At 63.0% G+C, this 25,957-nt stretch carries 20 protein-coding genes; 6 read left to right on the forward strand and 14 right to left on the reverse strand.

The genetic code is table 11. The features are described 5' to 3' along the window. Positions 1–32: 32 nt before the first annotated feature. The 5 genes from P3R38_RS11185 to P3R38_RS11205 are packed head-to-tail and all read right to left on the reverse strand — an operon-like array spanning position 33 to position 5,706. Complete coding sequence (locus tag P3R38_RS11185) at positions 33–614, reverse strand: nucleotidyltransferase family protein (RefSeq protein ID WP_023380312.1); 582 nt, start codon at positions 612–614, stop codon at positions 33–35. Further along, positions 611–1,624, reverse strand: coding sequence for an XdhC family protein (locus P3R38_RS11190; protein ID WP_023380313.1), 1,014 nt, complete (start codon positions 1,622–1,624; stop codon positions 611–613). The genes P3R38_RS11185 and P3R38_RS11190 overlap by 4 nt, the downstream gene beginning before the upstream one ends. A gap of 13 nt (positions 1,625–1,637) precedes the next feature. Next, on the reverse strand, positions 1,638–2,984 hold the full coding sequence (locus P3R38_RS11195; RefSeq protein WP_023380314.1) for a cytochrome c: 1,347 nt from the start codon (positions 2,982–2,984) through the stop codon (positions 1,638–1,640). 17 nt (positions 2,985–3,001) lie between these two features. After that, positions 3,002–5,251 (reverse strand): xanthine dehydrogenase family protein molybdopterin-binding subunit, encoded by a 2,250-nt coding sequence (locus tag P3R38_RS11200; RefSeq protein WP_023380315.1) that lies wholly within the window; start codon positions 5,249–5,251, stop codon positions 3,002–3,004. Continuing rightward, a complete protein-coding gene (locus P3R38_RS11205) occupies positions 5,251–5,706 on the reverse strand; it encodes a (2Fe-2S)-binding protein (protein WP_023380316.1) in 456 nt (151 codons plus the stop codon). The genes P3R38_RS11200 and P3R38_RS11205 overlap by 1 nt, the downstream gene beginning before the upstream one ends. 261 nt (positions 5,707–5,967) lie before the next feature. On the opposite strand from P3R38_RS11205, the gene P3R38_RS11210 reads away from it, so the two are divergent. Then, positions 5,968–8,157 (forward strand): OsmC domain/YcaO domain-containing protein, encoded by a 2,190-nt coding sequence (locus tag P3R38_RS11210; RefSeq protein ID WP_027907797.1) that lies wholly within the window; start codon positions 5,968–5,970, stop codon positions 8,155–8,157. Positions 8,158–8,160: 3 nt separating this feature from the next. Here P3R38_RS11210 and P3R38_RS11215 read toward each other — a convergent pair whose 3' ends face one another. Next, on the reverse strand, positions 8,161–9,996 hold the full coding sequence (locus tag P3R38_RS11215; protein ID WP_049818814.1) for a diguanylate cyclase: 1,836 nt from the start codon (positions 9,994–9,996) through the stop codon (positions 8,161–8,163). A gap of 264 nt (positions 9,997–10,260) precedes the next feature. Here P3R38_RS11215 and P3R38_RS11220 point away from each other — a divergent pair, with 264 nt between their 5' ends. Further along, on the forward strand, positions 10,261–11,070 hold the full coding sequence (locus tag P3R38_RS11220) for a class I SAM-dependent methyltransferase (RefSeq protein ID WP_023380319.1): 810 nt from the start codon (positions 10,261–10,263) through the stop codon (positions 11,068–11,070). Positions 11,071–11,097: 27 nt separating this feature from the next. On the opposite strand, the gene P3R38_RS11225 is transcribed toward P3R38_RS11220, so the two are convergent. Together P3R38_RS11225 and P3R38_RS11230 are read right to left on the reverse strand one after the other, a co-directional pair. After that, complete coding sequence (locus tag P3R38_RS11225) at positions 11,098–11,397, reverse strand: hypothetical protein (RefSeq protein WP_023380320.1); 300 nt, start codon at positions 11,395–11,397, stop codon at positions 11,098–11,100. A gap of 238 nt (positions 11,398–11,635) precedes the next feature. Then, on the reverse strand, positions 11,636–13,756 hold the full coding sequence (locus tag P3R38_RS11230) for a TonB-dependent siderophore receptor (protein WP_104884004.1): 2,121 nt from the start codon (positions 13,754–13,756) through the stop codon (positions 11,636–11,638). 223 nt (positions 13,757–13,979) lie between these two features. Between P3R38_RS11230 and P3R38_RS11235 the strand changes: the two genes are divergently transcribed. The 3 genes from P3R38_RS11235 (at position 13,980) to P3R38_RS11245 (ending at position 16,388) form a co-directional block, all read left to right on the forward strand. Then, the gene (locus P3R38_RS11235) at positions 13,980–14,558 is read left to right on the forward strand and encodes a hypothetical protein (protein ID WP_104881848.1); all 579 of its coding nucleotides are present in this window, start codon (positions 13,980–13,982) and stop codon (positions 14,556–14,558) included. Between the two features lie 112 nt (positions 14,559–14,670). Then, complete coding sequence (locus tag P3R38_RS11240) at positions 14,671–15,885, forward strand: YeeE/YedE family protein (protein ID WP_277687141.1); 1,215 nt, start codon at positions 14,671–14,673, stop codon at positions 15,883–15,885. A gap of 32 nt (positions 15,886–15,917) precedes the next feature. Continuing rightward, entirely contained in the window at positions 15,918–16,388 is a 471-nt protein-coding gene (locus P3R38_RS11245) for an OsmC family protein (RefSeq protein WP_023380324.1), read from the forward strand. A 192-nt stretch (positions 16,389–16,580) separates the two neighbouring features. Here P3R38_RS11245 and P3R38_RS11250 read toward each other — a convergent pair whose 3' ends face one another. Further along, the gene (locus P3R38_RS11250; RefSeq protein ID WP_027907799.1) at positions 16,581–16,910 is read right to left on the reverse strand and encodes a hypothetical protein; all 330 of its coding nucleotides are present in this window, start codon (positions 16,908–16,910) and stop codon (positions 16,581–16,583) included. A 216-nt stretch (positions 16,911–17,126) separates the two neighbouring features. Between P3R38_RS11250 and P3R38_RS11255 the strand changes: the two genes are divergently transcribed. Beyond that, positions 17,127–17,876, forward strand: coding sequence for a FadR/GntR family transcriptional regulator (locus tag P3R38_RS11255; protein WP_023380326.1), 750 nt, complete (start codon positions 17,127–17,129; stop codon positions 17,874–17,876). Between the two features lie 335 nt (positions 17,877–18,211). Here the strand turns inward: P3R38_RS11255 and P3R38_RS11260 are convergent, their stop codons facing one another. The 5 genes from P3R38_RS11260 to P3R38_RS11280 form a co-directional block, all read right to left on the reverse strand. After that, positions 18,212–19,792 (reverse strand): aldehyde dehydrogenase (NADP(+)), encoded by a 1,581-nt coding sequence (locus P3R38_RS11260; RefSeq protein WP_023380328.1) that lies wholly within the window; start codon positions 19,790–19,792, stop codon positions 18,212–18,214. Between the two features lie 120 nt (positions 19,793–19,912). After that, positions 19,913–21,466 carry a galactarate dehydratase gene (gene garD / locus P3R38_RS11265; RefSeq protein WP_277687142.1) on the reverse strand — a complete coding sequence of 518 codons (1,554 nt, stop codon included), beginning with the start codon at positions 21,464–21,466 and terminating at the stop codon, positions 19,913–19,915. 78 nt (positions 21,467–21,544) lie between these two features. Next, positions 21,545–22,909, reverse strand: a complete 1,365-nt coding sequence (locus P3R38_RS11270; protein ID WP_277687143.1) for an MFS transporter — start codon at positions 22,907–22,909, stop codon at positions 21,545–21,547. Between the two features lie 102 nt (positions 22,910–23,011). Then, positions 23,012–23,923, reverse strand: coding sequence for a 5-dehydro-4-deoxyglucarate dehydratase (gene kdgD / locus P3R38_RS11275; protein ID WP_023380333.1), 912 nt, complete (start codon positions 23,921–23,923; stop codon positions 23,012–23,014). Positions 23,924–24,899: 976 nt separating this feature from the next. Next, on the reverse strand, positions 24,900–25,712 hold the full coding sequence (locus P3R38_RS11280; protein ID WP_023380334.1) for a type 1 glutamine amidotransferase: 813 nt from the start codon (positions 25,710–25,712) through the stop codon (positions 24,900–24,902). Positions 25,713–25,957 lie beyond the last annotated feature (245 nt).

The raw sequence follows: 25,957 nt of genomic DNA on the forward strand, positions 1-25,957 counted from the left end.
CACGATGGCCAGCACCGCGGCCCCTTCTGACCCTAACCGAGCAAATCAGTCGGGGTATCGACATCCCGCAAGACGCCGGAATCTTCCACGTCCACCCTGCGCCAGGCATGCCGGTTGTCCAGAATGACCTGCCGACCACCCTGGTCACCCTGCACGCATTCAAGCGCCGGCCAGAACGCCCGCCCGAACAGCACCGGATGGCCGCGCTCGTCCTGGTGGAACGGCATCACGATATGCGTTTCGCTGGCCTCGGCGCGCAGGCGTCGCAGTGTGTGCGCTGTTACCCAAGGCATGTCCCCAAGCATGATCGCCACCGCCTGGGCCCGCGACGCCTGCAGCGCTTGGATGCCGGCGGCCAGGCTGGCTGACAGGCCGCTTTCGGCGTGCGCGGCGTAGACGAGCTTCGCGTCTGGCCCGATGCCCAGTCGCTGTGGCTCATCCCCCGGGCGCACCACCACCAACACTTCGTCGAAGTGCTCAAGCGCTTGCCTGAGTGTCTCGGCCAGCAGTGTCTGGCCCGAGGGCAGGGCGGCGACGCGTTTGTCGCTGCCAAAGCGCGTTGCCCGCCCAGCCGCCAGTACCAGTGCTGCGCAGGTCGCCAGGCCCGCCGTCACGCGCCCTCCTCTTGGGCGTACTTGGCCTGGCTGACATCGAGGGTACCAGGCAGTACCACGCCATTCTTGGCCGCGAGCAACTCGGCCATGACGCTGACGGCGATTTCGGCCGGGGTCTTGCTGCCGATGTAGATGCCGATGGGGCCGTGCAGGCGCTGCAGCGAGGTTTCGCTCTCGCCGAAGTGTTCGATCAAACGCGCGCGGCGCAGCTCATTGTTGCGCCGCGATCCGATAACGCCGATATAGAACGCCGGGCCTCGCAGGGCTTCGAGCAGGGCCAGGTCGTCGAGCTTGGGGTCGTGGCTCAGGCCAACGATGGCGGTACGCATGTCGGCGGCGTAGGCGCGCACCACGTCATCCGGCATGCCGACGAGCTTCTCGACACCGGCAACGTTCCAGCCATCCATGTACTCCGGGCGCGGGTCACAGACCGACACCTTGAAGCCATTGAATAAAGCCATGGTGGCCAGGTATTCGGCCAGCACACCAGCGCCTATCAGCAGCAGGCGGTAGCCTGGCCCCAAGGTATTGACCATGCGTTGGCCGTCGAAGCTGAACGGGACCGGCGTATCGGTAACGTTCAGCCGAGCCTCGCCAGTGCCAACTTCCAGCGTGCGCTGTACCAGGTTGCCGGCGTCGAGCTGGACCAAAAGTTGATCCAGGCTGCGCCATGCTGGGTTGGCCTCCAGGATCAGTTCCAAGGTGCCGCCACACGGCAGGCCGAAGCGATGAGCTTCATCGGCGCTGACGCCGTAGCGCAGCACTTGCGGGCTTCGTTGCGCAATTCCGCTGCCGCCATAGGCGGTGGTGTGGCGATGAATGAGGTCGTCCTCGATACAGCCACCGGAAACGCTGCCAACCACTCGACCGTCGTTGCGCAGGGCCATCATCGAGCCGACGGGCCTGGGCGACGAGCCCCAGGTCCGAGCCACCGTGGCAAGCAGCACGGACTCGCCGGCTTGCAGCCAGTCTCGGGCGGTGCGTAGGACCAGCAGGTCGATACTTTCCATCGGTCAATCCTGTTCAACGCATATGCAGAATGATCGGGCTGCTACTGGCTGGGTCGGTGTGCCCGCGCAGCTTGGCCACTGCCGGGGCATCGACCGCGCCGCCATGGTTGCCCCAGGTGGTGCGGATATAGCTCAATACTTCGGCAATCTCCTGGTCGGATAGCTGTTCGCGGAACGCCGGCATGCGATAGGCATCCGGCAGCCCGGCCGTGACCACCCGCTGCGAGCCATTGAGGGTGATATTGATTGCCGATGCTTGCTCCTTGGCCAGCGCCGACGTGGCGCCAGCCAGCGGTGGCATCCACTCTTTCTGGCCTTTGCCGTCCAGGCCATGGCAGGCGGCGCAGCGGGTAATGTAGGTGTGCGCGCCTGGCGTGTCCGGCTGGGCGTCGGCAGCGACGGCCTGGTACTGCCACGGCGTGCCGTCACGTTGCGGGTCGCCAGGCAACGACGCCAGGTAATGGGCGATCGCTGCCAGGTCCTGGTCATTCATGAACTGGGTGGAGTTGTTGAAGGCCTCGGTCATCGAGCCGAACACAACCGTGTGTTGGTTGCGACCGGTCTTGAGGAACTGCACGATGTCGGCCTCGCTCCAGCGCCCCAGGCCAGTGTTCGGGTCAGCACGCAGGCTTGGCGCATACCAGCCATCGAGCAGGGCGCCGGACAGGAACGTGTCGCCAGCCTCGTCCAGGGCTTTTTCGTTGAACGCCAGGCCCCGTGGGGTGTGGCAACTGCCGCAATGGCCCGGACCCTGGACGATGTAGGCGCCGCGGTTCCACTGGGCATCCTGTGCGGGTTTTTCCGCATAGGGCATGTCGGGGGCGAACAGCCCGTTCCACAGCGCAATCGGCCAACGCAGGTTCAGCGGCCAGGGAATCTCGCCAGGGAGGTTGGGCTGGTTGGCCGGTTGCACGCCTTTCATGAAGAAGGCGTACAGCGCACGCACATCGTCGTCACTGAGCTTGGCGTAGGAGGGGTAGGGCATGGCCGGGTAGAGCCTGCGTCCACCCGGCGCGACCCCGTGGCGCACGGCGCGGTCGAAGTCGGCAAGGCTGTAGTTGCCGATGCCGGTAGCGCGGTCGGGGGTGATGTTGGTGGCATGGATGGCACCCAGCGGGGTGGCCATTTCCAGTCCGCCTGCGAAGGGAGCCTGCCCAGGCAAGCTGTGGCAGGCCACGCAGTCGCTGAGCCTGGCCACGTACTCGCCGCGGCTGATGAGCGACGGTTCATGTTGGGTGATGGGCTGGTTCTGGAACGGCGAGGCGGGCTCGCGGCTGACATACCAGGCCAGCAGGCCTGCCGCCACCAGGCAGGGCAGCGCGAGCCAGCCTGCGGTGCTTGCGAAACGGCTTTGGGTCATGGGCAATCCTTGCTCGGTCAGCTGAAGGTGTAACGGCTAAGGGGCATGCTGCGAATGCGCTGGCCGGTCAGCCGCGCCACGGCGTTGGCCACAGCCGGGGCGACTGCCGGCAGTGGTGGTTCGCCGATGCCGCCCATCTTCGCGCCGCTTTCCACGATCCGCACATGCACGTTTGCCATCCGCGACGGTGGCAGGATCGGGTACAAGTCGTAGTTGCGCGCCTTGGGCTTGCCGTCGACGTACACCGCTTCCTCAAGCAGCGCCTGAGACAGCCCCAGGGCCACTGCACCGTTGACCTGCGCTTCGATGATCGCCGGGTTGACGATGCTACCAGGGTCGATGGCCTGCCAGATGTCGTGCACCTTGACCTGGCCATTCTCGATGGAGACCTCGGCGATGACCGCTGCCTCGGAGCCGAACGGAGAGGCCATGGCCACGCCACGGGCGCGCTTGCTGCCATCTTCGGCGGTGAACGGGCCGCGCTTCCAGCCGCCGGAAAGCTCACCGACAGCCTGTAGCAGTTGGGTCAGCCGTGGGTTACCTTTGAGCAACTGCAGGCGCAGTTCGAACGGGTCCTTGCCGCCTTTGTCGGCCAATTCGTCGAGAAATGCCTCGTAGAAGAAATCGTTCAGCGAATTGCCCACCGAGCGCCAGTAGCCAAGCATCACCGGACCTTTCACATAGATCTGCGCAATGCGCTTGTTGGCAATGGCATAGGCCTTGCCGGACAGCCCTTCCAGCGCGGTAGGGTCGATCTTCTCGCCCTGCTTGCCGGCCAGCGCCTCGGTTGGACCCTCGGTGGCACTGACGGCCTCGATGGCGACTGGCAGGCCTTCGGCATCCAGCGCGGCGCGAAACTTGACCACCGCCATGGGCCGATGCACGTCGCGCAGGAACTCTTCCTCGCGACTCCAGATGAGCTTGACCGGTCGGCCGACCGCCTTGGCCAGCGCGATGGCCTGTGGGTAGGGGTTGGCCGAGTCGTACAGGAAGTGTCGCCCGAAGAAGCCACCCAGCAGCGGTGAGTGCAGGGTGATGCGTGCCGGGTCCAGGCCGGTGCGCTTGGCGATGTCGTCGCGGAACATGTCCGGCGCCTGGTTGGGTAGCCAGACTTCCAGCGAGCCATCCGGGTTGAAGCGTGCGATGGCCGACGGCGGCTCCAATTGGGCATGGTTCAGGTACTGGTTGTGGTAGGTGGCCTCGACCGTGGTCTTGGCTTCGGCCAGTACCTTGGCCACGTCTCCCTCTACCTCGTCATCACGGGCCGGTCCTTGCTGGGCAGCCAGGTGGTCGCGGTAGGCGTCGCTGGAGAAGTCGGCCGGCATGGCCCGCACTTTTGAGTCGGCGGCAGGTTCTTGCCAGTCGACCTGAAGGGCCTCGACCGCACGCTTGGCGTGCCACCAGCGCTCGGCCACCACCGCAACGGCGCCAGGCAGGCGGTGCACCGAATGCACGCCTTTCATGGCCTTGACCTGGTCCTCGTTGCGCAGGTTGCCGACGGTCATGCCCAAGCGTGGCGCATGTTGCACGGCGGCGTGGAGCATGTCGTCGACCTTGATATCGATGGTATACAGCGCCTTGCCGGTGGACTTGTCATAGGCATCGACCCGGCGCACCGGTTTGCCGATCCAACGGAACTGACTGGGGTCGCGCAGCTTGATGCTGGCAGGGTCCGGCACCGGCAGGTCCATGGCGCGCCCTGCCAGCTCACCGTAGGCCAGCGAACGGCCAGATGCGGCATGGACGACTTTGCCAGGCTCGGTGGACAGCTCGCCGACCGGCACGCCCAGCTGTTGAGCGGCGGCTTGCAGGAGCATGGCCCGGGCCAGGGCGCCGAGGCGGCGCATGGTCGGGTAGCTCATGCGCACCGACATGCTGCCACCGGTAATGCGCATGCCGTTTTCCATCACCACATAGGTTTCGCCGGGCGGTGCACTGTCGAGCACGAAGGTGGCGGGGTCGGCATCCAGTTCTTCGCCGACGATCTGCGCCATGGCGGTGTAGATGCCCTGGCCGCCTTCCATGAATGGGCACAGCAGGCGCACGGTGCTGTCCGGGCGGATTTCCAGAAATGCCGGAACCTGGGTGCCGCGCGCTTCGGGGGCAGCGGTTGCGGCCTGGATCCGGGCCGAGCCCAGTGGCAAGCCGAAGCCCAGGACCAGCGCGCCTACCGCGCTGCTGGCCAGGAAGCGTCGGCGCGACAGGTTGACCGTTTCGCCCGCCGTTAGCTTCAGCAGGTCTTCAGGGGTGTCGATGCGAGTGTTCATTACGCCTTACCCCCTTCGGCCAGCGCATGCACCGCCGCATGGATGGCGTTGTAGGTGCCGCAGCGGCACAGGTTGACCATTGCCGCATCGATCTGCTCGTCACTGGGTTTCGGGGTGTGCTTGAGCAGAGCCGTGGCAGCCATCACCTGGCCGGACTGGCAGTAGCCGCACTGAGCCACCTGGTGCTCGACCCAGGCAGCCACCACGCGTTTGCCCACCTCGTCGGTTTCGATGGCCTCGATGGTGGTCACCTCGCGGCCGACCACGCCTGCCACCGGCGTCACGCAGGCGCGCACCACATTGCCGTCCACCAGCACCGAGCAGGCGCCACATTGGGCCAGGCCGCAGCCGTACTTGGTGCCGGTCAGGCCCAGGTCGTCACGGATCACCCACAGCAAGGGCGTGTCCGCATCGGTCTCGACCTGATAGGTCTTCTGGTTGATCCGTAGTTCCATGGTTCACCTGCTGATCATCGGTTGCTGTCGCATGTTCTGGGTGGGCTGGGAATACACTGTTCCCTGACCCAGAAACGCTAGCACAGGAGGGTGACCGCTGGTCTGGTGCGGGGTGCAGGTCAGGAGGATCAGGCAAGTAATTCGGTGAAATGCGCAAGCCAGCAACGATGATGCCGGTGCAGACAAACAGGACTTCCGGGTCGAAAACCCGGATAATGCCGGCCAATTTCGTTTTGCACGCTTAAATCACGGTAATCCCGCATGGAAATCAAGGTCAATTTTCTCGACAACCTACGTCTTGAAGCCAAGTTCGACGACTTCACGGTAATCGCCGACCAGCCGATCCGCTATAAAGGCGATGGCTCGGCGCCGGGGCCGTTCGACTACTTCCTGGCGTCGTCGGCCTTGTGCGCGGCTTACTTCGTGAAGTTGTACTGCCAGACACGCAATATCCCCACCGAGCACATCCGTCTTTCGCAGAACAACATCGTCGACCCGGAAAACCGCTACAACCAGATCTTCAAGATCCAGGTCGAGCTGCCCGAGGACATTTCCGAGAAGGACCGTCAGGGCATCCTGCGCTCCATCGACCGCTGCACGGTCAAGAAGGTGGTGCAGACCGGTCCGCAGTTCATCATCGAGGAAGTCGACAACCTCGACGCCGATGCCCAGGGCCTGCTGATGCCGGTGGCCGACACCACCACTTACATCGCCGGCAAGGACCTGCCTCTGGAGCAGACCATCGCCAACATGTCGTCGATCCTGGCGGGGTTGGGCATGAAGATCGAGATCGCGTCGTGGCGCAACATCGTGCCCAACGTGTGGTCGCTGCATGTGCGTGACGCACAGTCGCCGATGTGCTTCACCAACGGCAAGGGTGCGACCAAGGAGGCTGCGCTGGCTTCGGCGCTGGGCGAGTTCATCGAGCGGCTGAACTGCAACTTCTTCTACAACGACCAGTTCTGGGGCGAGGAAATCGCCAATGCGCCGTTCGTGCACTACCCCAATGAGCGCTGGTTCAAGCCAGGGCCAAAGGATGCGCTGCCGGTGGAGATCCTCGACGCGTATTGCCTGGACATCTACAACGCCGATGGCGAGTTGCGCGGCTCGCACCTTTACGACACCAACTCGGGCAATACCGAGCGCGGTATTTGCTCGCTGCCATTCGTGCGCCAGTCGGACGGTGAAGTGGTCTATTTCCCGTCCAACCTGATCGAGAACCTGTTCCTTAGCAATGGCATGAGCGCGGGCAATACCCTGGCCGAAGCCCAGGTGCAGTGCCTGTCCGAGATCTTCGAGCGGGCGGTCAAGCGCGAAATCCTCGAAGGCGAACTGGCGCTGCCGGATGTGCCGCAGGAAGTGCTGGCCAAGTACCCAGGCATCCTGGCCGGAATCCAGGGGCTGGAAGAGCAGGGCTTCCCGGTGCTGGTCAAGGATGCGTCGCTAGGCGGTGAGTTCCCGGTGATGTGCGTGACCCTGATGAACCCGCGCACCGGTGGCGTATTCGCCTCGTTCGGCGCCCACCCGAGCTTCGAAGTGGCACTGGAACGCAGCCTCACCGAATTGCTGCAGGGCCGCAGTTTCGAAGGGCTGAACGACTTGCCGCAGCCAACCTTCGAAAGCCATGCCCTGACCGAGCCGAACAACTTCGTCGAACACTTCATCGACTCCAGCGGCGTGGTGTCGTGGCGCTTCTTCAGTGCCAAGGCCGATTTCGAGTTCGTCGAGTGGGACTTCTCCGGGCACGGCGAGGATTCGAACGTCCAGGAAGCCCAGACCCTGTTCGGTATTCTCGAAGACATGGGCAAGGAAGTGTACATGGCGGTGTACGATGACCTCGGCGCCAATGCCTGCCGCATCCTGGTGCCGGGCTACTCGGAGATCTACCCGGTCGAAGACCTGATCTGGGACAACACCAACCGTGCCCTGGCGTTCCGCGCCGACATCCTCAACCTGCACAGCCTCGACAACCGTGCGCTGCGGGCGCTGCTCAAGCGCCTGGACAACTGCGAGGTGGATGACTACACCACCATCACCACCCTGATCGGCGTCGAGTTCGACGAAAACACCGTGTGGGGCCAGTTGACCATCCTTGAGCTCAAGTTGCTGATCTGCCTGGCCTTGCAGCGTTTCGACGACGCCAAGGAGCTGGTGGAGGCCTTCCTGCAGTTCAACGACAACACCGTCGAGCGCGGCCTGTTCTACCAGGCCTTGAACGTGGTGCTGGAGGTCGTGCTGGACGATGAGCTGGAAATGGCGGATTACGAAGTCAACTTCCGTCGCATGTTCGGCAACCCGCGCATGGACGCGGTGCTGGGTTCGGTGGACGGCAGCGTGCGCTTCCATGGGCTGACCCCGACCAGCATGAAGCTCGAAGGCCTCGACCGCCACTTGCGTTTGATCGAAAGCTACAAGAAGCTGCACGCGGCACGGGCCAAGGCCGCCCAGTAAGGGTCAGTCGGGCGCGACGTTGCAACGGTTGCGTCCGAGCCGCTTGGCTTCGTACATCGCCTTGTCCGCGCGCGCCAATACCTCTTCCGGGGTGTGGCTACCGCCCCCAGCACCGCGCACGTAGATGCCAATACTGGCACCGATGGTGACCTGCGTATCGGCCAGGCGGAACGGGCTGGCCAGGGTGTCGCAGAGCTTGCGTCCGATATCCCGGGCAGCGGCCTGGTTGGCCACGGACTGGGCAATGACGATGAATTCGTCTCCAGCCAGACGGGCAACCACATCATCGGCCCGCATGACCGCCAGCATCCGACTGGCGGCCGCCTGCAGCAGGAGGTCGCCGGTTTCATGGCCGCATTCGTCGTTGACCTTCTTGAAACCGTCCAGGTCGATGAAGTACAGGGCGAAGGCAGTCTGCTGGCGCAGCGCGTAGGTCAGCTCGTGCTGCAGCACCGCACGATTGGGCAGGCCGGTCAGCGGATCGAGGGTCGCCTGGTCCAAGAGCGATTTTTCGCGTTTCTTGCGTTCGGTCACATCCAGCGACATCACGAAGAAACCTTCAACCTTGCCCTGGCGCACGTCGGGTACATAGCTGGTGTGCCAGATGCGCGGGTCGGCCGGGTTGTAGCGGACATCGTCGGCCTCCACGCGCTCGCCGGCCAGCGCCTTGCCAAAGTATGGGAGCAGGTGTTCATAGACATGCTCTGGCAGCACTTCGGCGACCTTGCGCCCCTTCAGGTGAGCGGGGTCCAGGCCGAAGATTTCCTTGTACAAGGCATTGTTGAAACGGTACCTGAGCGCCGTGTCGATGTGTGCGATCAACACCGGCAGGTTGTCGGCGATGGCCTGCAGCGTGGTCTGGCTGCGCTGCAGATCTTCGGTGCGCTGGGCCACTTGTTGTTCCAGCGAGGCCTGGTATTGCTGCAGGCGTGACTGGGTGCGGCGCAACTCGGTGATATCGCGCACCGAAGCCACCAGTTGCGCGGGCAGACCGTGCTCATCGCGCAGCGCCGACATGCTCAGTTCCACCCACACCACGCCACGAGCGTGGCTGTGCAAGCGCAAGGTCTGCATGGCGTTGTCCTGCTCACCGGTCAGCAGGCGATGGACCAGGGCGGTGTACAGTTCGCGATCCTCGGCATGCACTTGCTGCAGTAGGGTCTGCAGCACCAATGCCTCGGGCGGCTGGCCCAGCAATTGGCAGAACTCCCGATTGGGCTCGTAGATACGGCCTTCCAGGCTGATGATGGCCTTGCTCGAAGGGCCCTCCTGGAAGACCGCGCGGAAGCGCTCGGCCGAGGACACCAGGGCGCTGCGTTCGGCTTCATCGACGATACGCGCGTCGATGGCCAGGCTGCGGTGCAGCAACTCACGCTCGACGATCCGGGCCAGGTCGCGCAGGTGCTCCAGGTCTTGCTCGCCGAGTTGCCTCGGACGGGTGTCCAGCGCACACAGCGTGCCGACGGTCAGCCCGCCGGCAAAGCGCAGTGGCACGCCAGCGTAGGAGCGGATGAACGGGGCACCGACCACCAGCGGGTTATCCGCGAAGCGTGGGTCGGTTTTGGCGTCGGCGATCACCAGGATGTCATCGGCGTGCAGGGCATGGGCGCAGAAAGCGACATCCCGCGAGGTCTGTTGCGCATCGAGGCCGTGGCGTGACTTGAACCATTGGCGGTTCATGTCCACCAGCGAAACCAGCGCCATTGGCACGTCGAGCAGGCGGCTGACCAGCCGTGTGATGCGGTCGAAGTTTTCCTCTGCCGGCGTGTCGAGGATATTCAGGCTGTCCAGGAAGCACAGTCGGGCAGCTTCGTTGAGGGGTGGTGGGGCAATTAGCATGACGGATTTTGTTTTCCAGGCTGCGATGTCCTGAAGCCAACCTTAGCGGGACGTTCGGCAAGCGCAAGCCCCTGCAACGGGCATCTAAACAGATGCATCGTTGTAATGAACCGTTCTTGCCATTCAGCCAGGTGCTGCTTGCCCCGCAGCGAATGTGGGGTTTAGCTGGTGAATGGCCCTCAGCGGGTCTCAATTCTTTCTGACTCAAGGCGCATCGACCGCCGCAAAGTCGTCCGGTCGAGCACTACACAGTAGGCGTGGACCATGAGCACATCCCTGGATTTCAATGCGTTGAAGACCCGCCAGCAGGCCGCCTGGGCCAGCGGCGATTATGCCGTGATCGGAACCACCCTGCAGATTGTCGGTGAGCGCCTGGCCGAAGCCTGCGACTTGCGCTGGGACGAGCAGGTGCTGGATGTCGCGGCCGGTAACGGTAACGCCACACTGGCTGCCGCGCGGCGCGGGTGCAAGGTGACGTCTACCGATTATGTACCCGCGCTGCTCAAGCGCGGCGAGGAACGCGCCCGTGCAGAACACCTGAGCGTGGACTTCCAGGTGGCGGACGCCGAGGACTTGCCATTTCGAAACGGTGCCTTCGATGCCGTGATCTCAACGTTCGGCGTGATGTTCGCCCCTAACCAGGCGCAAGCGGCCCGCGAGCTGGCCAGGGTTTGCCGTTCTGGTGGGCGTATCGGCATGGCCAACTGGACGCCCCAGGGCTTCGTTGGGCAAATGTTCAAGACCTTGGGACGACATGTCCCGCCACCTGCCGGGGCGTTACCACCGTCGCGCTGGGGGGACGAGCCGCAGTTGAGGGAAATGTTCAGTGGTGAGATCGGCTCGATGACGGTCAGCCATGAGCTGTTCAATTTCCGTTATCGTTCGGCTTCGCATTTCATCGATGTCTTCCGTACCTGGTACGGCCCGGTGCACAAAGCCTTTGCCGCGCTGGAGCCGGAAGCGGCGAGGGCGCTGGAGGATGACCTGACGGAGCTGCTCAATGAAAACAACATCGGCGGTGCGTCGCTGGTGGTGCCCAGCGAGTACCTTGAGGTCGTGATCGTGCGGCGCTGAACCGGGTTGTCGCGGCCCAGGTACCCGTCAGTTCTTGCACTTGGCCAGGACCACCTGGCACGTGTCCGGGGTGCCCCCGGACCTGCTGGCATAACGGATGCAGTTGTTCAGTGATTTTTGCTGGGCGATGCTCAACGTGTTGCCCCAGGCCAGGCCGCCTTCGCCGCTGCTGGGCAGTGCTTTTGCGTAGCATTTGGAGCCCGTTGTCGCCATGGCGTAACGGGCCTTGCTGGTTTTGTTGGAACACCCGGCCGTCATGGCCAGACTGATGGCGATCAGAGCACTGGCGAACAGGTAGTTGCAGTGCCGTAGAGGGTGCGCATTCATGACATGCCCCAAGCTCGGTGAACGCTACGGTCCGGTTGGTTAATGCGCGTCAGGATATGTCATTCCGGCCAAGCGGTGAACCCGACGGTCCCTCTTTCCTGGGGGGTACAGCAAATGTAGTCGAGCCGCGAAAGGGCCGCAGGGTCGCCCCAGCGCTTCATCCATCGAGGCTGAAGTCTGGGGCCACTTTTGTGGCACTTTCGCGGCACGAGGCCGCTTCCACAGCAGGCGCGTAGGGTCAGAAACGGTAGTTCAGGCTGGCTTCCAGGGTGCGCGGCGCACCTGGGGTTATCAGGTCGACCGAGCCGTGCGCGGAGGCATAGTAGTCGCGGTCGAACAGGTTCTTCAGGCGCAAGGCCATGTCCCACTGCGGCACGCTGTACAGCAGCGCCGCATCGAAGGTGGTGTAGCCAGGCATCACCACCTTGTTATCCAGCGCGGTGTAGCGCTCGTCGACGTAGTTGGCGCCTGCAGCCACCCGCCATTGCGGGGTGAGGGTGCGCACCAGCCACAGGTTGGCGCTGTTGCGAGGGGTCAGCGTGGGCGTCTGGCCTTCGTTGGACACCCCGTTGGTCTTGCTGTTGGACTTGGTGATTTCCGCATCCAGGTAGGCGTAGCCTGCGTAAACCTGCCACTTGTCGGTCAACTGGCCGCTGACGGTGGCTTCGAAGCCGTCGGTGCGTTGTTCGCCGGCCAGTATGGTGAGGTTCGGGTTGGCTGGGTCCGCCGTCTTCATGTTGGTGCGTTCGAGGCGGAAGATCGCCGCCGTCAGCGAAAGACGGTTGTCCAGCAGGTCCCACTTGGCGCCCAGCTCGTAGTTGGTGGTCTCTTCAGGTTCCAGGTGCTGGTTGCTCGGGCTGACCGCGAACACTTCACCAGACGGCTGGTAACTGCGGCTCACCGAAACGTAGTACGACTGGATCGCGTCAGGTTGATACACCAGGCCGGCACGCGGGCTCCAGGTCTTGTCGGTGCGGTCGAGGTCGACATTCTGGCGACGGTCGTCGTCGTACTCTTGGCCGAAGATGTCATAGCGCACGCCGACCAGGGCTTTCCAGTGCTCGCTCAGCTCGACCAGGTCCTGCACGTACAGGCCTGTGGTCTGCTGATAGTTGGTGCCCTTGGACGACAGGTTGGCCGCATGCTCTGGTACCGGTACCAGGCCGTCGCGATACACCGGTACCTGGGCCACGTTGTTCTGGCTGAAGACCCGCTGGTGCTTGTCCTGCATGCCCACTTCCACGCCGTACAGCAGGTTGTGCTGCATGCCAAGCAATTGTGCCTGCTGCTTGAGCTCGGTCTGGTTGAACACGCCGTACTCGTCACGCGCCACGTTGCCGCGGTTGAGCTTGACGAGCAACTCGCCGTTGGGCGCGGTGACGAAGCGGGTAGGGCTGCTGTCGGCCAGCGTGTTGTTGCGGTCCAGGTCGTAGCGGTAGAAGCGGCTAGTGTTGGTCAGGGTGAAGTCGTCGTTGATGCGGTAGTCGAGGCTGGCGGTGAACGAGAATACCTCGCTGCGGGCGTAGTCCTGGTCGGCATCGCCTGAGCCGAAGCGCTTGTCGCGATCGACATCCACTGGACGGTTGCCCAGGGCGGGGATGCCGAAGTCGATCAGGCGCTTGTCGTACAAGTAGGTAGCACCCAGGTTCAGCTCCAGGTCGTCGGACAGCCTGAAGTAAGCCGACGGGGCGATGGCCTTGCGGTCGATGTAGCCATCGTCGCGGAAGGTGTCGCTGTCTTCGAAGGCGCCAGTGACGCGGTAGGCCTGGTTGCTTCGCTGGTCAGCCCAGCCGGTGTCGAACTGGGTGCGGCGCTTGCCTTCACTGTCGAAACTGACGCCGACCTCGCGCTTGGGCGCAAAGCCAGGTTTCTTGCTGATGCTGTTGATCAGGCCGCCCGAGGAGCCACGGCCGTAGAGCACGGCGGCAGGACCTTTGATGACTTCGACCCGCTCGATGTTGGACAGGTCGCGAAAGTACAGGGCGTCGTCCCGAACACCGTCGATGTACATGTCGCCGATGGCGCTGAAGCCGCGGATGGTGACCTGGTCGCGCTGACCATCGCCGTTGGACAGGCCGACGCCGGGCACGTTCTTGAGCACGTCCGCCATGGACTGAGCGCCCTGGTCCTTGATCACGCTCTCTGGAACGACGTTCACGGTCTGTGGAATGTCGCGCAGCGGCGCATCGATCTTCAGCGCGCTTTTGCTTTCGCTGGCCTTGTAGCTTTGCTGCTCGTAGGCGCTGGTAACGGAAGTTGCGGGGAGGGCAAGGGCCTCCTGGGTGTCGGCATGAGCGGTGGGGGCGACCAGCAAGCCGAGTACTGACAATGAGGCAGGAGCAGCAGACAGTTTTGCCATGAAGGGCGACTCAGTTGTTGTTTTGAAGTCGCGAATGGTAATGGTTAACAAATGTAAAGCAAGTGTAAAGGTTAATCATTCCCTAATAATTTTGTAATGGCTTTTGGGATCCAAAAATGGCGCCCGCTGCTAACGGGGGCGGCGGGTTGGTGCGCAGTGGCTATGCTTGTCTGCGCGTAAGGATTTCCCCACTCATTCGCTCTGAATCACATGGAAGCTGCCTATGAAACCCATTAGCTCCCTGGCTCGCGCCGTTGCCCTTGCTTCGATGCTGACCACAGTCAGCCTCCTCGCCCAGGCGGCGGACGTACCGATTGGAAGTGAGGCGCTGGAAAGTCATGTCACCACCCAGGTGCAGGCCATCGACCTGGAAAAGCGTCAGGTGACGGTTAAAGGGCCTAACGACAAGGATGTAACCTTTCAGTTGACCGAGAAGGCCAAGGCGTTGCCCAACCTGAAGGTCGGTGACACCGTCGACATCTATGTCACCCGCGCGGTGGCCTACGTGCTCAACACCCATGTAGGTGGGGCGCCAAAGATGAGCGATGAGTCTGGCACCCTCCGTGCCACTGCCGACAACCCCAACCCAGGGGGCGAAGCGTTCCGCCAGGTCAGGGTGACGTCACAGATCCAGAAAATCGACCTCAAGAACCATGAGGTAAGCCTGCTGCCGCCTGAGGGCAAGTTACAGGTGGTCAAGGTCGAGAACCCTGACCTTCAGGCCCGGATGAAGAACCTCAAGGTCGGGCAGACGGTCGATGCCATCTACACCGAAGTATTGCGCGTGGAGACGTCACGCTAGCGACGGGATGAGGCGCCGTCCCCGCATAACGCTCGTACTCGCCGGCTGAGCGGTTTTCGAAGACCCAGGGCGTTATACTCGGCGCCCGTTTCATTGAAATCCGAGTATTGTGATGGGTCTTTCCTCTGCCGCCACACCCGAACCGCGCCGCTTGGGCGCCCCCTCGATCGCCCTGGCCTTGTTGCTGGCCGGGGCCTGGTTTCTCAACCGCAATGCCGGTTTCAAGCAGGTGTTGCTGCTGCTTGTCGGCGCGGCCTTGGGCCTGACGCTCTACCACGCAGCGTTCGGCTTCACATCGGCCTGGCGAGTGTTCATCAACGAGCGCCGTGGCGCCGGTCTGCGGGCCCAGATGGTCATGCTGGCACTGGCGGTACTGCTGTTCTTTCCGGCGCTGTCGGCGGGTAGCCTGTTGGGTAACCCGGTAAGCGGACTGGTGGCTCCGGCAGGGGTCTCGGTGGTGTTCGGCGCGTTCATCTTCGGCATCGGCATGCAGTTGGGCGGTGGTTGCGCTTCCGGGACGTTGTTCACCGTCGGCGGTGGCAACGCGCGAATGCTGGTGACCCTGTTGTTCTTCATCATCGGTTCGGTGTCGGCGACCCATCACGCTGATTGGTGGTTTGCGCTGCCATCGTTTCCGGCCACTTCGATCGTTCAGGTGTGGGGTGTCGGACCCGCTTTGCTGGTGAGCCTGGCGCTGTTCGGCCTGATTGCCTGGACGACCGTGGTGCTTGAAAAGCGTCGGCATGCAACCCTGCAAGCGCCGGTTGCCCGCGAACACCAAGGCTTGCAACGCTTTGTGCGTGGCCCGTGGCCGCTCTTGTGGGGCGCTATCGCCCTGGCCTTGCTGAACTACGCCACCCTGGCCCTGGCGGGGCGACCTTGGGGGATCACCTCGGCGTTCGCCCTGTGGGGCGCCAAGACTCTGAACGGCCTGGGGGTGGACGTGAGCAGTTGGGCGTTCTGGCAGATGCCAGCCAACGCCAAGGCGCTGGCGGCGCCACTGTGGCAGGACATCACCACGGTCATGGACCTGGGTATCGTTCTGGGGGCTTTGCTCGCCGCGGGGCTGGCAGGCCGTTTCGCACCTAGCCTGAAGATTCCCCTGCCATCGTTGATCGCTGCCATGGTCGGCGGCTTGATGCTGGGTTATGGTTCACGCTTGGCTTACGGTTGCAACATTGGCGCTTATTTCAGCGGCATCGCCTCGGGCAGCGTGCACGGTTGGTTGTGGTTGCTGGCGGCCTATGCCGGCAACGTGATCGGTGTGCGCCTGCGTCCGTGGTTCTTTGCCGGTGAGCGTGGTCCCGTGGCGCTCACCGGCTGCTGAATTCTAATGATGATCTGGACAAGGAGGTTTGCGTGGCGCAATACACGGCACAAGTAGCCTGGGCCCGTGAGGGGCAGGATTTCCTCGGTAACCAGTACAGCCGCAGGCACCTGTGGCGTTTCGATGGCGGTGTCGAGGTAGTGGGTTCCTCGTCGCCCCATGTGGTGCCGTTGCCGCTGTCCGATGCTTCGGCGGTCGACCCCGAAGAAGCCTTCGTCGCATCGCTGTCCAGTTGCCACATGCTGTGGTTTCTGTCGCTTGCGGCCAAGCAGCGTTTCTGCGTCGAGCAGTACGTGGACGATGCTGTCGGCGTGATGGATCGCAATGAAGCGGGGCGCACGGCGATGACCCTTGTGACCCTGCGCCCCCGGGTGGCGTTCTCGGGCGAGCGCCAGCCGACTCGGGAGCAGTTGGAGCGCTTGCACCATCTTGCTCATGAAGAGTGCTTCATCGCCAACTCGGTGAGGACAGAGGTGCGTTGCCAGCCAATCTACCCAGGCTGACCCTTACTTCACTGCGTGCGGCAATGATAAACATGCAGCTGATTGCGGTGACAGGGTGGCCTATTTTCTCGATTTTGATTCATTTTGTGCAATTAAGTTATTGATCAAAAAAGGAAAATACTTCTGGATGTAATGGATCGCCAGCTAGATTATTCATCAATATTTAGCCATAACATTTTGATAAATAAGAAATTATCTCTTGGCGACCGCATGCTGCACGCACTGCTCGTAATACGTCTGCTTGATAGCCGCCGGCTTGAGTCGCGAGCGGCTGTTGTAGGTCTGCTCGGTGATGCCGAATGCGGTCATGCGCATCCATGGTTTGGGGAATTTACGTACCTGCAGCTTCTTGCGGGTGGCGTACAGCGTAACCCCGGAGAGCTTGGCCTGCTGAGCCTCGGCGGCGATCTGCGAACCCCAGGCGCAGACGTGGCGATCATTCTGGCTCAACGTCCTGGCTTGGACGCCGAAGGCGATCGTGGCCAACAGGCAGCCGGCCATGGTTGCTAGAAATACCCGCATGTTGCTGTCCTAAGCTTCTGAAGGAGAAGGGAGTTTGCCTCGCCTGCGAAGGGCTGGGGGCCAGCAGTTTGCTGGCAGGTGGGAGCAATGCGACCACCAATCGCCAGTTCAAGTGGGGGGCGGTGCGGCACGGTAATAAATACCGGGCGGGGTGTATGTGATCGTACAACTGCTTGCGCTATCATGACGGCTGTCTTTCAAGGTGAAATACAGGGCATGACAGAGCAACAGGTACAGGCAAGAACCCGGCGCAAGCCGCGCAGTCTGGCCCAGGAACTGGTTACGGTGCTGACCGAGCGCATTCGCAGCGGCCAGCTCAAGCGTGGCGACAAGTTGCCGACCGAATCGCAGATCATGGCCGAGGAAGGCGTGAGCCGCACGGTCGTGCGTGAAGCGATCTCGCGGCTGCAGGCAGCCGGTCAGGTCGAGACTCGCCATGGTATCGGCACTTTCGTGCTGGACGCTCCGGCCTCTAGCGGTTTTCGCATCGACCCGGCGACCGTGGTCACGCTGCGTGAAGTGCTGGCGGTGCTGGAATTGCGCATCGCTCTGGAGATCGAGTCGGCAGGCCTTGCGGCGCAGCGGCGCAGCGACGAGGAACTGGCCGGCATGCGTGCTGCGCTGGACGAGCTCAACGAAGGTGTTGCCCATGCCTTCGATGCGGTGTCGGCGGACTTCCAGTTTCACCTGCGCATCGCCCAGGCCAGCGGCAACCATTACTTCGCCGATATCATCAACCACCTGGGCACCAGCATTATCCCGCGCACCCGGCTGAATTCGGCGCGCCTGGCGCGTGACGACCAGGCCCATTACATGAGCCGGCTGAGCCACGAGCATGAAGCGATCTATGAAGCGATTGCCCGGCGCGATAGCGAGGGGGCGAAGATGGCCATGCGCATGCATTTGAGCAATAGCCGCGAGCGGTTGCGCCAGGCGCATGAGGAGGCTGAGGCGCAAGAGGGCTGAGGTTTTTAGGGCAGGGTTGGAGTGGGTTGGTGTGTGTGAGATCGAGCGCCGCCCGCGCGGCGCATCGCGAGCAAGGCTCGCTCCTACGTTTGTTTCGGGCCAGTAACCCCAGCAATAGACGTGCGCGACCGCCTCGTTTGTACGGCTCAATCGCGCCCAGCACCAAAGTGGTCGCGCGCAACTCTCACAGGAATAATTGGCCCGAAACAGACGTAGGAGCGAGCCTTGCTCGCGATGCGCCGCGCGGGCGGCGCTCGATCTACCGGACGGCGCAACTCTAACGCCGAACAGCCAAAAACGCCCCGCATCAGCAGGGCGTTCTTGCATCAGGCCACTTAGATCGCCCCATCGCTCCATTGCCCATTCACCAGCCGACGCAGCCCAAGCGGATTGCTGTCACGCAGCGCCTCGGGCAGCAGCGTCTGCGGGTAGTTCTGGTAGCACACCGGGCGCAGGAAGCGATCGATGGCCAGGGTGCCGACCGAGGTGCCACGGGCATCGGACGTTGCCGGGTACGGCCCGCCATGCACCATCGCATCGCACACTTCCACGCCGGTCGGATAGCCGTTGACCAGAATGCGGCCGACTTTTTCTTCAAGCAAGGGCACCAGCCAGGCGAAGGCTTCGAAGTCTTCAGGCTCGCCGATCAGGGTAGCCGTCAGTTGCCCGCGCAGGCCTAGTAGGGCAGCGCGTAATTCGGCATTGTCCTTGGCTTGCACGGCTACCGTGGTCGGGCCGAACACCTCCTCCTGCAGCAGCGGGTCGGACTCGACCAGCAGGCGGGTGTCCGCCTTGAACAACTGTGCGCGGGCCTGGCCGCCTTCCTGCGGCTGGCCGGCCAGGTGTTCGATGCCAGCGTGGGCATGCAAATGCTTCAGGCCGTCCACATAGCTGCGCAGGCCGCCCGCGTTGAGCATGGTCTGGCCGGCTTGCTGCTCCAGGTGTCGGCCAAGGTCGGCGAGTAGCTGGCTGAATGGCGCCGACTGCAGCCCTATCACCAGGCCCGGATTGGTGCAGAACTGGCCGGCGCCAAGGCATACGGATCCCGCCAGTTCACGGGCGATGGCGTCGCCACGCCTGGCCAGGGCGCCCGGCAGGATGATGACCGGGTTGATGCTGGACATCTCGGCGAACACTGGAATCGGCTGAGGGCGTTCGGCGGCCATGCGGCACAGGGCATCGCCACCTTTGAGCGAACCGGTGAAACCGACCGCCTGGATAGCCGGGTGCTTGACCAACCACTCACCGACCCCGCCACCAAAGACCATGTTGAACACGCCTTTGGGCATGCCGGTACGCTCGGCGGCCCGGATGATCGCGGTGGCGACCATGTCGGCGGTTGCCATGTGGCCGCTGTGGGCCTTGAACACTACCGGGCAGCCTGCGGCGAATGCAGCGGCGGTGTCGCCGCCGGCGGTGGAGAAGGCCAGCGGGAAGTTGCTGGCACCGAAGACGGCGACCGGGCCTACACCGATGCGCATCTGGCGCAGGTCGACGCGGGGCAGCGGTTGGCGCTCTGGCAGGGCCAGATCGATGCGCGCGCCAAGGAAGTCGCCACGGCGCAGCAGCTGCGCGAACAGGCGCATCTGGCCGCTGGTACGACCGCGCTCACCCTGGATGCGTGCGGCGGGCAGGGCAGTTTCACGGCAGACGATGGCGACGAAGGCGTCATCGAGTTCATCCAGTTCGGCGGCAATGGCGTCGAGGAACTCGGCGCGGCGGGCCGGGCTCGACTGGCGGAATTCGGGGAATGCCGCGGCAGCGGCCTTGGCGGCTTGGTCGACTTCGCTTTCGGTGGCCTGCATGAAGCTGAAAGGCAGGGCTTCGCCGGTGGTGGCGTCCAGGCTCTGCAGGCGCTGCGAACCTGTGGCGCTGCGCTGGCCGGCGATGAAGTTGTGGCCGAGGATCTCAGGCATGGGGTACTCCTTTGGAGAAAAAGACTGGAGGACAACGTCGTTCCTGTAGGCGCCAGGCGCTGGGCGAGTGCTGCGCACTCCAATCGCCGACAAGCCGGCCGCCACAGGGCAGGTGGCGTATCAGGTGATCGGCGCCGGGTTGAACAGCGTGATGTCGTTGTGCAGCTTGTGCTGCTCGGCCCAGGTCCGCTTGCGGCCGCTGGCCACGTCCAGGTAGTAGTGAAACAGCTCCCAGCCCAGTTCCTCGAGGGTCGAACGGCCACTGGCAATGCGCCCGGCGTCGATGTCGATCAGGTCAGGCCAGCGCTGGGCCAGTTCGGTCCGGGTGCAGACCTTGACCACCGGCGTCATGGCCAGGCCATAAGGCGTGCCGCGACCGGTGGTGAACACATGCAGGTTCATGCCTGCGGCCAGTTGCAGCGTGCCGCAGACGAAATCGCTGGCGGGGGTGGCGCAGAAGATCAGGCCTTTGCGCTTGACCCGCTCGCCAGGGCCAAGCACACCCTGGATGGCACTGCTACCGGACTTGACGATAGAGCCCAGGGATTTTTCGACGATGTTGGACAGGCCGCCTTTCTTGTTGCCCGGTGTCGTGTTGGCGCTGCGGTCGGCCGCGCCTTGTTGCAGGTAGCGGTCGTACCAGTCCATCTCGCGCACCAGGGCATCGGCGACTTCCTGGTTCTCGGCGCGGGAGGTGAGCATGTAGATGGCGTCGCGCACTTCAGTCACTTCCGAGAACAGTACGGTAGCGCCGGCGCGTACCAGCAGGTCAGCGGCAAACCCCAGCGCTGGGTTGGCGGTGATGCCCGAGAAGGCATCGCTGCCACCACACTGCATGCCCAGAATCAACTCGCTGGCGGGTACCGTTTCGCGGCGGCGTTGATCGAGCTTCTTCAGGCGCGTTTCGGCCAGTTCCATGATCTGCTCGATCATTTCGACGAAGCCCAGGCTGGCATCCTGCAGGCGGTATAGCCACGGTTCGCTGAGGTCCACCGACGGGTCGTCATCGTGCATCACCTGACTGGCCTGTAGCTTTTCGCAACCCAGACTGATGACCAATGCCTCGCCGCCGAGATTCGGGTTGCGTGCCAGGTTGCGCACGGTACGGATGGGGATGTAGGCGTCGCGCGCATTGATCGCCACGCCGCAGCCGTAGCTGTGGGTCAGTGCCACCACGTCGTCGACGTTCGGGTACTTGGGCAGCAGTTCGCTGCGGATGCGCTTGACCGCATGTTCGAGAACGCCGGTCACGCATTGCACCGTGGTGGTGATGCCAAGGATGTTGCGGGTACCGACGGTCCCATCGGCATTGCGATAGCCTTCGAAGGTAAAGCCTTCCAGTGGCGGCAGGGGCGCGGGCACTGCGTCGCAGCGTGGCAGGCTGTCCAGTGCCGGGGCCGCTGGCATGGCCAGTTGGCTTTCCTGGACCCAACTGCCCTGGCGCAGGTCCTCAAGGGCGTACCCGATTATTTGCCCGTAACGGCGCACCGACTCGCCCTTGGCGATGTTCACGGTGGCGACCTTGTGGCTCTGCGGTACACCCTCGATCAAGGTCAGGCCGTCGGCGAAGCGGGCGCCTTCGCCCAGGCCGCCGTCGTTGACCACCACCACGACGTTATCGTCGTCGTGAAGGCGAACGTAGCGGGGCGAGTCTGAGTGTTCGATCAACTGCATATGGGGGCCCTGTTTGTCAGATTCTCAGGCGTTGTACGTCCGCCCGCCCACGGCATCCGCCGGCGCGGGCGTGCTCTGTCAGTGGCGAGAGCTGGCCAGCTCGCCAGTGGCGCGTGGCTCGGCTTCAGTCTTTGGGTCGTCGCGCAACTCGATCCGTTTGATCGGGCCGACGATCACCAAGTAGCTGAACACCGCCACCAGCGCGTTGGCGCCTACATACACCAGCGCCCACTTGAACGAACCGGTGGCGCTGATGATGTAGCCGATGACGATTGGCGTGGTGATCGAGGCAATGTTGCCGAAGGTGTTGAACAGGCCACCGGACAACCCGGCGATCTGCTTGGGCGAGGTGTCGGCGACCACTGCCCAGCCCAACGCGCCGATGCCTTTGCCGAAGAAGGCCAGGGTCATGAATCCTACGACCATCCATTCGGCATCGACGTAGTTGCAGAAGACCATGGTGGTCGACAGCAGCAGGCCACAGACGATGGGCAGCTTGCGGGCGAAGGTCAGCGAGTTGCCCCGTCGCAGCAGCCAGTCCGAGATCACCCCGCCAAGCACGCCACCGATGAAGCCGCACACTGCCGGCAGCGAGGCGATGAAGCCGGCCTTGAGGATGGTCATGCCACGTTCCTGCACCAGGTATACCGGGAACCAGGTGAGAAAGAAGTAGGTGATGGCGTTGATGCAATACTGGCCAAGATAGACGCCCAGCAACATGCGGCTGGTCAGCAGTTGCTTGATGTAGCCCCATTTGGGGCCTGCGTTATCGCCACGCTTTTGGTCCATGTCCACGAGGCCGCCGTTCTGCTCGATGTGTTCGAGCTCGTCCTGGCTGATGCGTGGGTGCTGACGTGGGTTGTAGATGGTCTTCATCCACACCATCGAGAACAGGATCCCGAGCGCGCCCATCACCACGAATACGTGCTCCCAGCCGAAGCTGAACACGATCCAGCCCATGATCGGGGCGAACAATGCGGTGGCGAAGTATTGTGCCGAGTTGAAGATGGCCGAGGCGGTGCCGCGTTCCTGTGTAGGAAACCAGGCCGCGACGATGCGGGCATTGCCCGGGAACGAGGGGGCTTCGGCAAAACCGACCAGAAAGCGAAGGGTGAACAGGGTCACCACTGCCCAGGCCACGGGCAAACCGCCGACGAAGCCTTGCAGCAGGGTGAACAGCGACCAGGTGAAGATGCTGAAGGCGTAGACGTTCTTGGAACCGAAACGATCGAGCAGCCAGCCACCAGGAATCTGGCCAGCCACGTAAGCCCATCCGAAGGCGGAGAAGATATAACCGAGGGTTACGGCGTCAATGCCGAGGTCTTTCTGCAGGCTGGAACCTGCGATGGCGATGGTTGCTCTGTCGGCATAGTTGATCGTGGTCACCAGGAACAGCATGAACAGGATCAGGTAGCGCACATGCGTCTTTTTAGTCGCTTGCATGCTGGCAATACTCCCACTAGTTATTTTTGTGCGGGCTCACGAGTTGTAGCCGGAGTGGGGCATCCCACTCCGGTGGCGGCGATGGCAGGCCGCCGGGGGCGCTTATTGCGGACCCATCTTGTCCATCAGCGCTGCGAGCATTTCGTATTCTTCGCCAGTCAGGTCGGTCAGCGGGGTGCGTACCGGCCCTGCGTCGTAGCCGGCGAGCTTGGCCCCTGCCTTGACGATGCTGACGGCGTAACCGGCCTTGCGGTTACGGATGTCCAGGTATGGCAGGAAGAAATCGTCGATCAGCTTGGCCACGGTGGCGTGGTCGTCGCGGGCGATGGCGTTGTAGAAGTCCATCGCAGTTCTCGGGATGAAGTTGAATACCGCCGACGAGTAGACCGGCACACCAAGTGCCTTGTAGGCGGCAGCATACACCTCGGCGGTCGGCAGGCCACCCAGGTAGCTGAAGCGTTCGCCCAGACGGCGACGGATCGACACCATCAGCTCGATGTCACCCAGGCCGTCCTTGTAGCCGATCAGGTTCGGGCAACGCTCGGCCAGCCTCTCCAGCTGTACCGCGTTAAGGCGGCAGACATTGCGGTTGTAGACCACCACACCGATGTTCACCGATTTGCACACGGCCTCGACATGGGCTGCAACGCCGTCCTGGCTGGCTTCGGTCAAGTAGTGTGGCAGCAGCAGCAGGCCTTTGGCGCCCAAGCGCTCGGCTTCCTTCGCATATTCGATGGCCTGGCGGGTGGAGCCGCCGACGCCGGCGAGGATCGGCACCGACGTGGCGCAGGTGTCGACCGCGGTCTTGATGATCTGGCTGTATTCGCTGGCGGCCAGCGAGAAGAATTCACCGGTGCCGCCTGCGGCGAACAGGGCGCTGGCGCCATAGGGGGCGAGCCATTCCAGGCGTTTGATGTAGCCGGCCTGGTTGAAATCGCCCTGGGCATTGAAATCGGTTACCGGGAACGACAGCAGGCCGTGGGAGAGGATGGATTTGAGTTCTTGTGGAGTCATTGTTGTTGGCATCCTATGGCGCTTGGGTGACGAGTGATGTTTAGCGATGGATGTAAGTTATCGTACAACTATGGTGTTGGCTAGTCCCTTTTGGGGATTTTTTGCTTGGGTGGTGCTTGTCTTGGGATTTGCGGCGTATGTCCGAAGAGGCGTAGCGCCTGGGAGATCGAGCGCCGCCCGCGCGGCGCATCGCGAGCAAGGCTCGCTCCTACGCTTGTTTCGGGCCAGTGATGTCAGTGGCCGATGCGCGACCGTTTTATTTGTACGACCTCATATCGCGCCGTGCACTGAAGCGTTTGCACGCCAATCCCACGGGATTCATTGGCGCGAAACAAACATTGGGGTATGCGGTGGGGGGGAGATCGAGCGCCGCCCGCGCGGCGCATCGCGAGCAAGGCTCGCTCCTACGCTTGTTTCGGGCCAGTGATGTCAGTGGCCGGCGCGCGACCGTTTTGTTTGTACGACCTCATATCGCGCCGTGCACTGAAGCGTTTGCACGCCAATCCCTCGGGATTCATTGGCGCGAAACAAACATTGGGGTATGCGGTGGGGGGGAGATCGAGCGCCGCCCGCGCGGCGCATCGCGAGCAAGGCTCGCTCCTACGCTTGTTTCGGGCCAGTGATGTCAGTGGCGCGATGCGCGACCGCCTTGTTTGTACGACCTGATATCGCGTCAGGTGCCAAAGCGTTCGCGGGCAATCTCACAGGCATAGTTGGCCCGAAACAGACGTAGGAGCGAGCCTTGCTCGCGATGCGCCGCGCGGGCGGCGCTCGATCTCGCAGGCGTAGGGTCTGTCACGACGACCACACTCAGTCATCGTATCTCTGGCTGCGAAAAGGGAAAAAACGATCGCGGAGACAGGCACAAGCCCGCCGCCCGCTTCCACGGGAAGTATTCTGGGACCAGCAGAGGGTGACCGGGGAAACGGGGGCGACGTTGCGCCGCCCCGCGATCAAAGCTAACGAAGCAGAGGAATCAAGCCGCCAGGTGGCGTTTGCCGGCCTGGGCCTTGCGGACCTGGGCGCGGCAGGCGTCGCCAAAGGCCTGGAACATTTTGATCGAGTCAGGGTTCTTCGCAGCTTGCCACTCTGGGTGCCACTGCACAGCGAAGAGGAAAGGCGAAATGCTTGGCGCGTGGATGGCCTCGACCAGGCCGTCTTCGGCGTGAGCGATCGGCTCGATGCCTTCACCCAGATTGCGCAGGCCCTGACCGTGCAGCGAGTTGACGCGGATCTCATCGGTACCGAGCGTTTCGCGCAGCCAGCTGCCTGGCTTGATCTTCACGCTGTGGACCTGGGCGTATTGCACCTCGACCGGGTCTTCCGGGTTTTCCCGGTGATCGTTGAAACCTGGCTCTGCGTAGACCTTCTGGTAGATATCACCACCCAGGGCCACGTTGATTTCCTGCATACCCCGGCAGATGCCGAAGATCGGCAAGCCACGCTTGATGGCTGCCTTGACCAGCGGGATATCGAACAGGTCGCGGTTCTTGTCCTGGCCTTTGCCTGGGGTCTCGTTTTCCTGGCCGTACAGGGTGGGGTCGATATTGCTGCCAGCACCGGTCAGGTACACGCCGTCGGCCATGTCCAGATAGGTCTCCAGGTCTTCGGTACCGCAGCAAGTGGGCACCAGTACCGGGACGCAATCGGAAAACTCGACCAGCGGGGTGATGTATTTGTGGGTCATGACCTGGTAGTCATGGCCTTTGCGCTCTTGCATGCCCATGGTCATCAGGACGACGGGTTTGCGCAGGGAGGGTTGTTTGCTGCCAATGTTGCTGTTGGACATATGTCACCTTGAGACAGGTTCGACCTGTCGTTGTTGTGCAGGCGCACGGCCTTGGCCTTCTGTGCTGCCTGGAGCCCCGAGCACTGCCGGCTCGTCCGAGTCGACGATTCCGGTCGGGGCTTAAGCGATAGATTGCCAGAGCCGTTCGATATGTCAAACGACACGCAGGGGCTTTGATGGGGGGCGGGCGCCGAAATACGGGGGGTTAAACCCTTGCGAGCCTCAGGCGGCAAGGGTTTGACGTA

It is taken from the genome of Pseudomonas sp. NyZ480, assembly GCF_029537255.1.
Classification (GTDB): Bacteria; Pseudomonadota; Gammaproteobacteria; order Pseudomonadales; family Pseudomonadaceae; genus Aquipseudomonas; species Aquipseudomonas taiwanensis.

Excerpts from the sequence above, each read along its gene's own strand:
- P3R38_RS11190 (WP_023380313.1), bottom strand. The coding sequence starts at position 1,624 with ATGGAAAGTATCGACCTGCTGGTCCTACGCACCGCCCGAGACTGGCTG.
- P3R38_RS11195 (WP_023380314.1), bottom strand. The coding sequence starts at position 2,984 with ATGACCCAAAGCCGTTTCGCAAGCACCGCAGGCTGGCTCGCGCTGCCC.
- P3R38_RS11200 (WP_023380315.1), bottom strand. The coding sequence starts at position 5,251 with ATGAACACTCGCATCGACACCCCTGAAGACCTGCTGAAGCTAACGGCG.
- P3R38_RS11205 (WP_023380316.1), bottom strand. The coding sequence starts at position 5,706 with ATGGAACTACGGATCAACCAGAAGACCTATCAGGTCGAGACCGATGCG.
- P3R38_RS11210 (WP_027907797.1), top strand. The coding sequence starts at position 5,968 with ATGGAAATCAAGGTCAATTTTCTCGACAACCTACGTCTTGAAGCCAAG.
- P3R38_RS11215 (WP_049818814.1), bottom strand. The coding sequence starts at position 9,996 with ATGCTAATTGCCCCACCACCCCTCAACGAAGCTGCCCGACTGTGCTTC.
- P3R38_RS11220 (WP_023380319.1), top strand. The coding sequence starts at position 10,261 with ATGAGCACATCCCTGGATTTCAATGCGTTGAAGACCCGCCAGCAGGCC.
- P3R38_RS11225 (WP_023380320.1), bottom strand. The coding sequence starts at position 11,397 with ATGAATGCGCACCCTCTACGGCACTGCAACTACCTGTTCGCCAGTGCT.
- P3R38_RS11230 (WP_104884004.1), bottom strand. The coding sequence starts at position 13,756 with ATGGCAAAACTGTCTGCTGCTCCTGCCTCATTGTCAGTACTCGGCTTG.
- P3R38_RS11235 (WP_104881848.1), top strand. The coding sequence starts at position 13,980 with ATGAAACCCATTAGCTCCCTGGCTCGCGCCGTTGCCCTTGCTTCGATG.
- P3R38_RS11240 (WP_277687141.1), top strand. The coding sequence starts at position 14,671 with ATGGGTCTTTCCTCTGCCGCCACACCCGAACCGCGCCGCTTGGGCGCC.
- P3R38_RS11250 (WP_027907799.1), bottom strand. The coding sequence starts at position 16,910 with ATGCGGGTATTTCTAGCAACCATGGCCGGCTGCCTGTTGGCCACGATC.
- P3R38_RS11255 (WP_023380326.1), top strand. The coding sequence starts at position 17,127 with ATGACAGAGCAACAGGTACAGGCAAGAACCCGGCGCAAGCCGCGCAGT.
- P3R38_RS11260 (WP_023380328.1), bottom strand. The coding sequence starts at position 19,792 with ATGCCTGAGATCCTCGGCCACAACTTCATCGCCGGCCAGCGCAGCGCC.
- garD (WP_277687142.1), bottom strand. The coding sequence starts at position 21,466 with ATGCAGTTGATCGAACACTCAGACTCGCCCCGCTACGTTCGCCTTCAC.
- P3R38_RS11270 (WP_277687143.1), bottom strand. The coding sequence starts at position 22,909 with ATGCAAGCGACTAAAAAGACGCATGTGCGCTACCTGATCCTGTTCATG.
- kdgD (WP_023380333.1), bottom strand. The coding sequence starts at position 23,923 with ATGACTCCACAAGAACTCAAATCCATCCTCTCCCACGGCCTGCTGTCG.
- P3R38_RS11280 (WP_023380334.1), bottom strand. The coding sequence starts at position 25,712 with ATGTCCAACAGCAACATTGGCAGCAAACAACCCTCCCTGCGCAAACCC.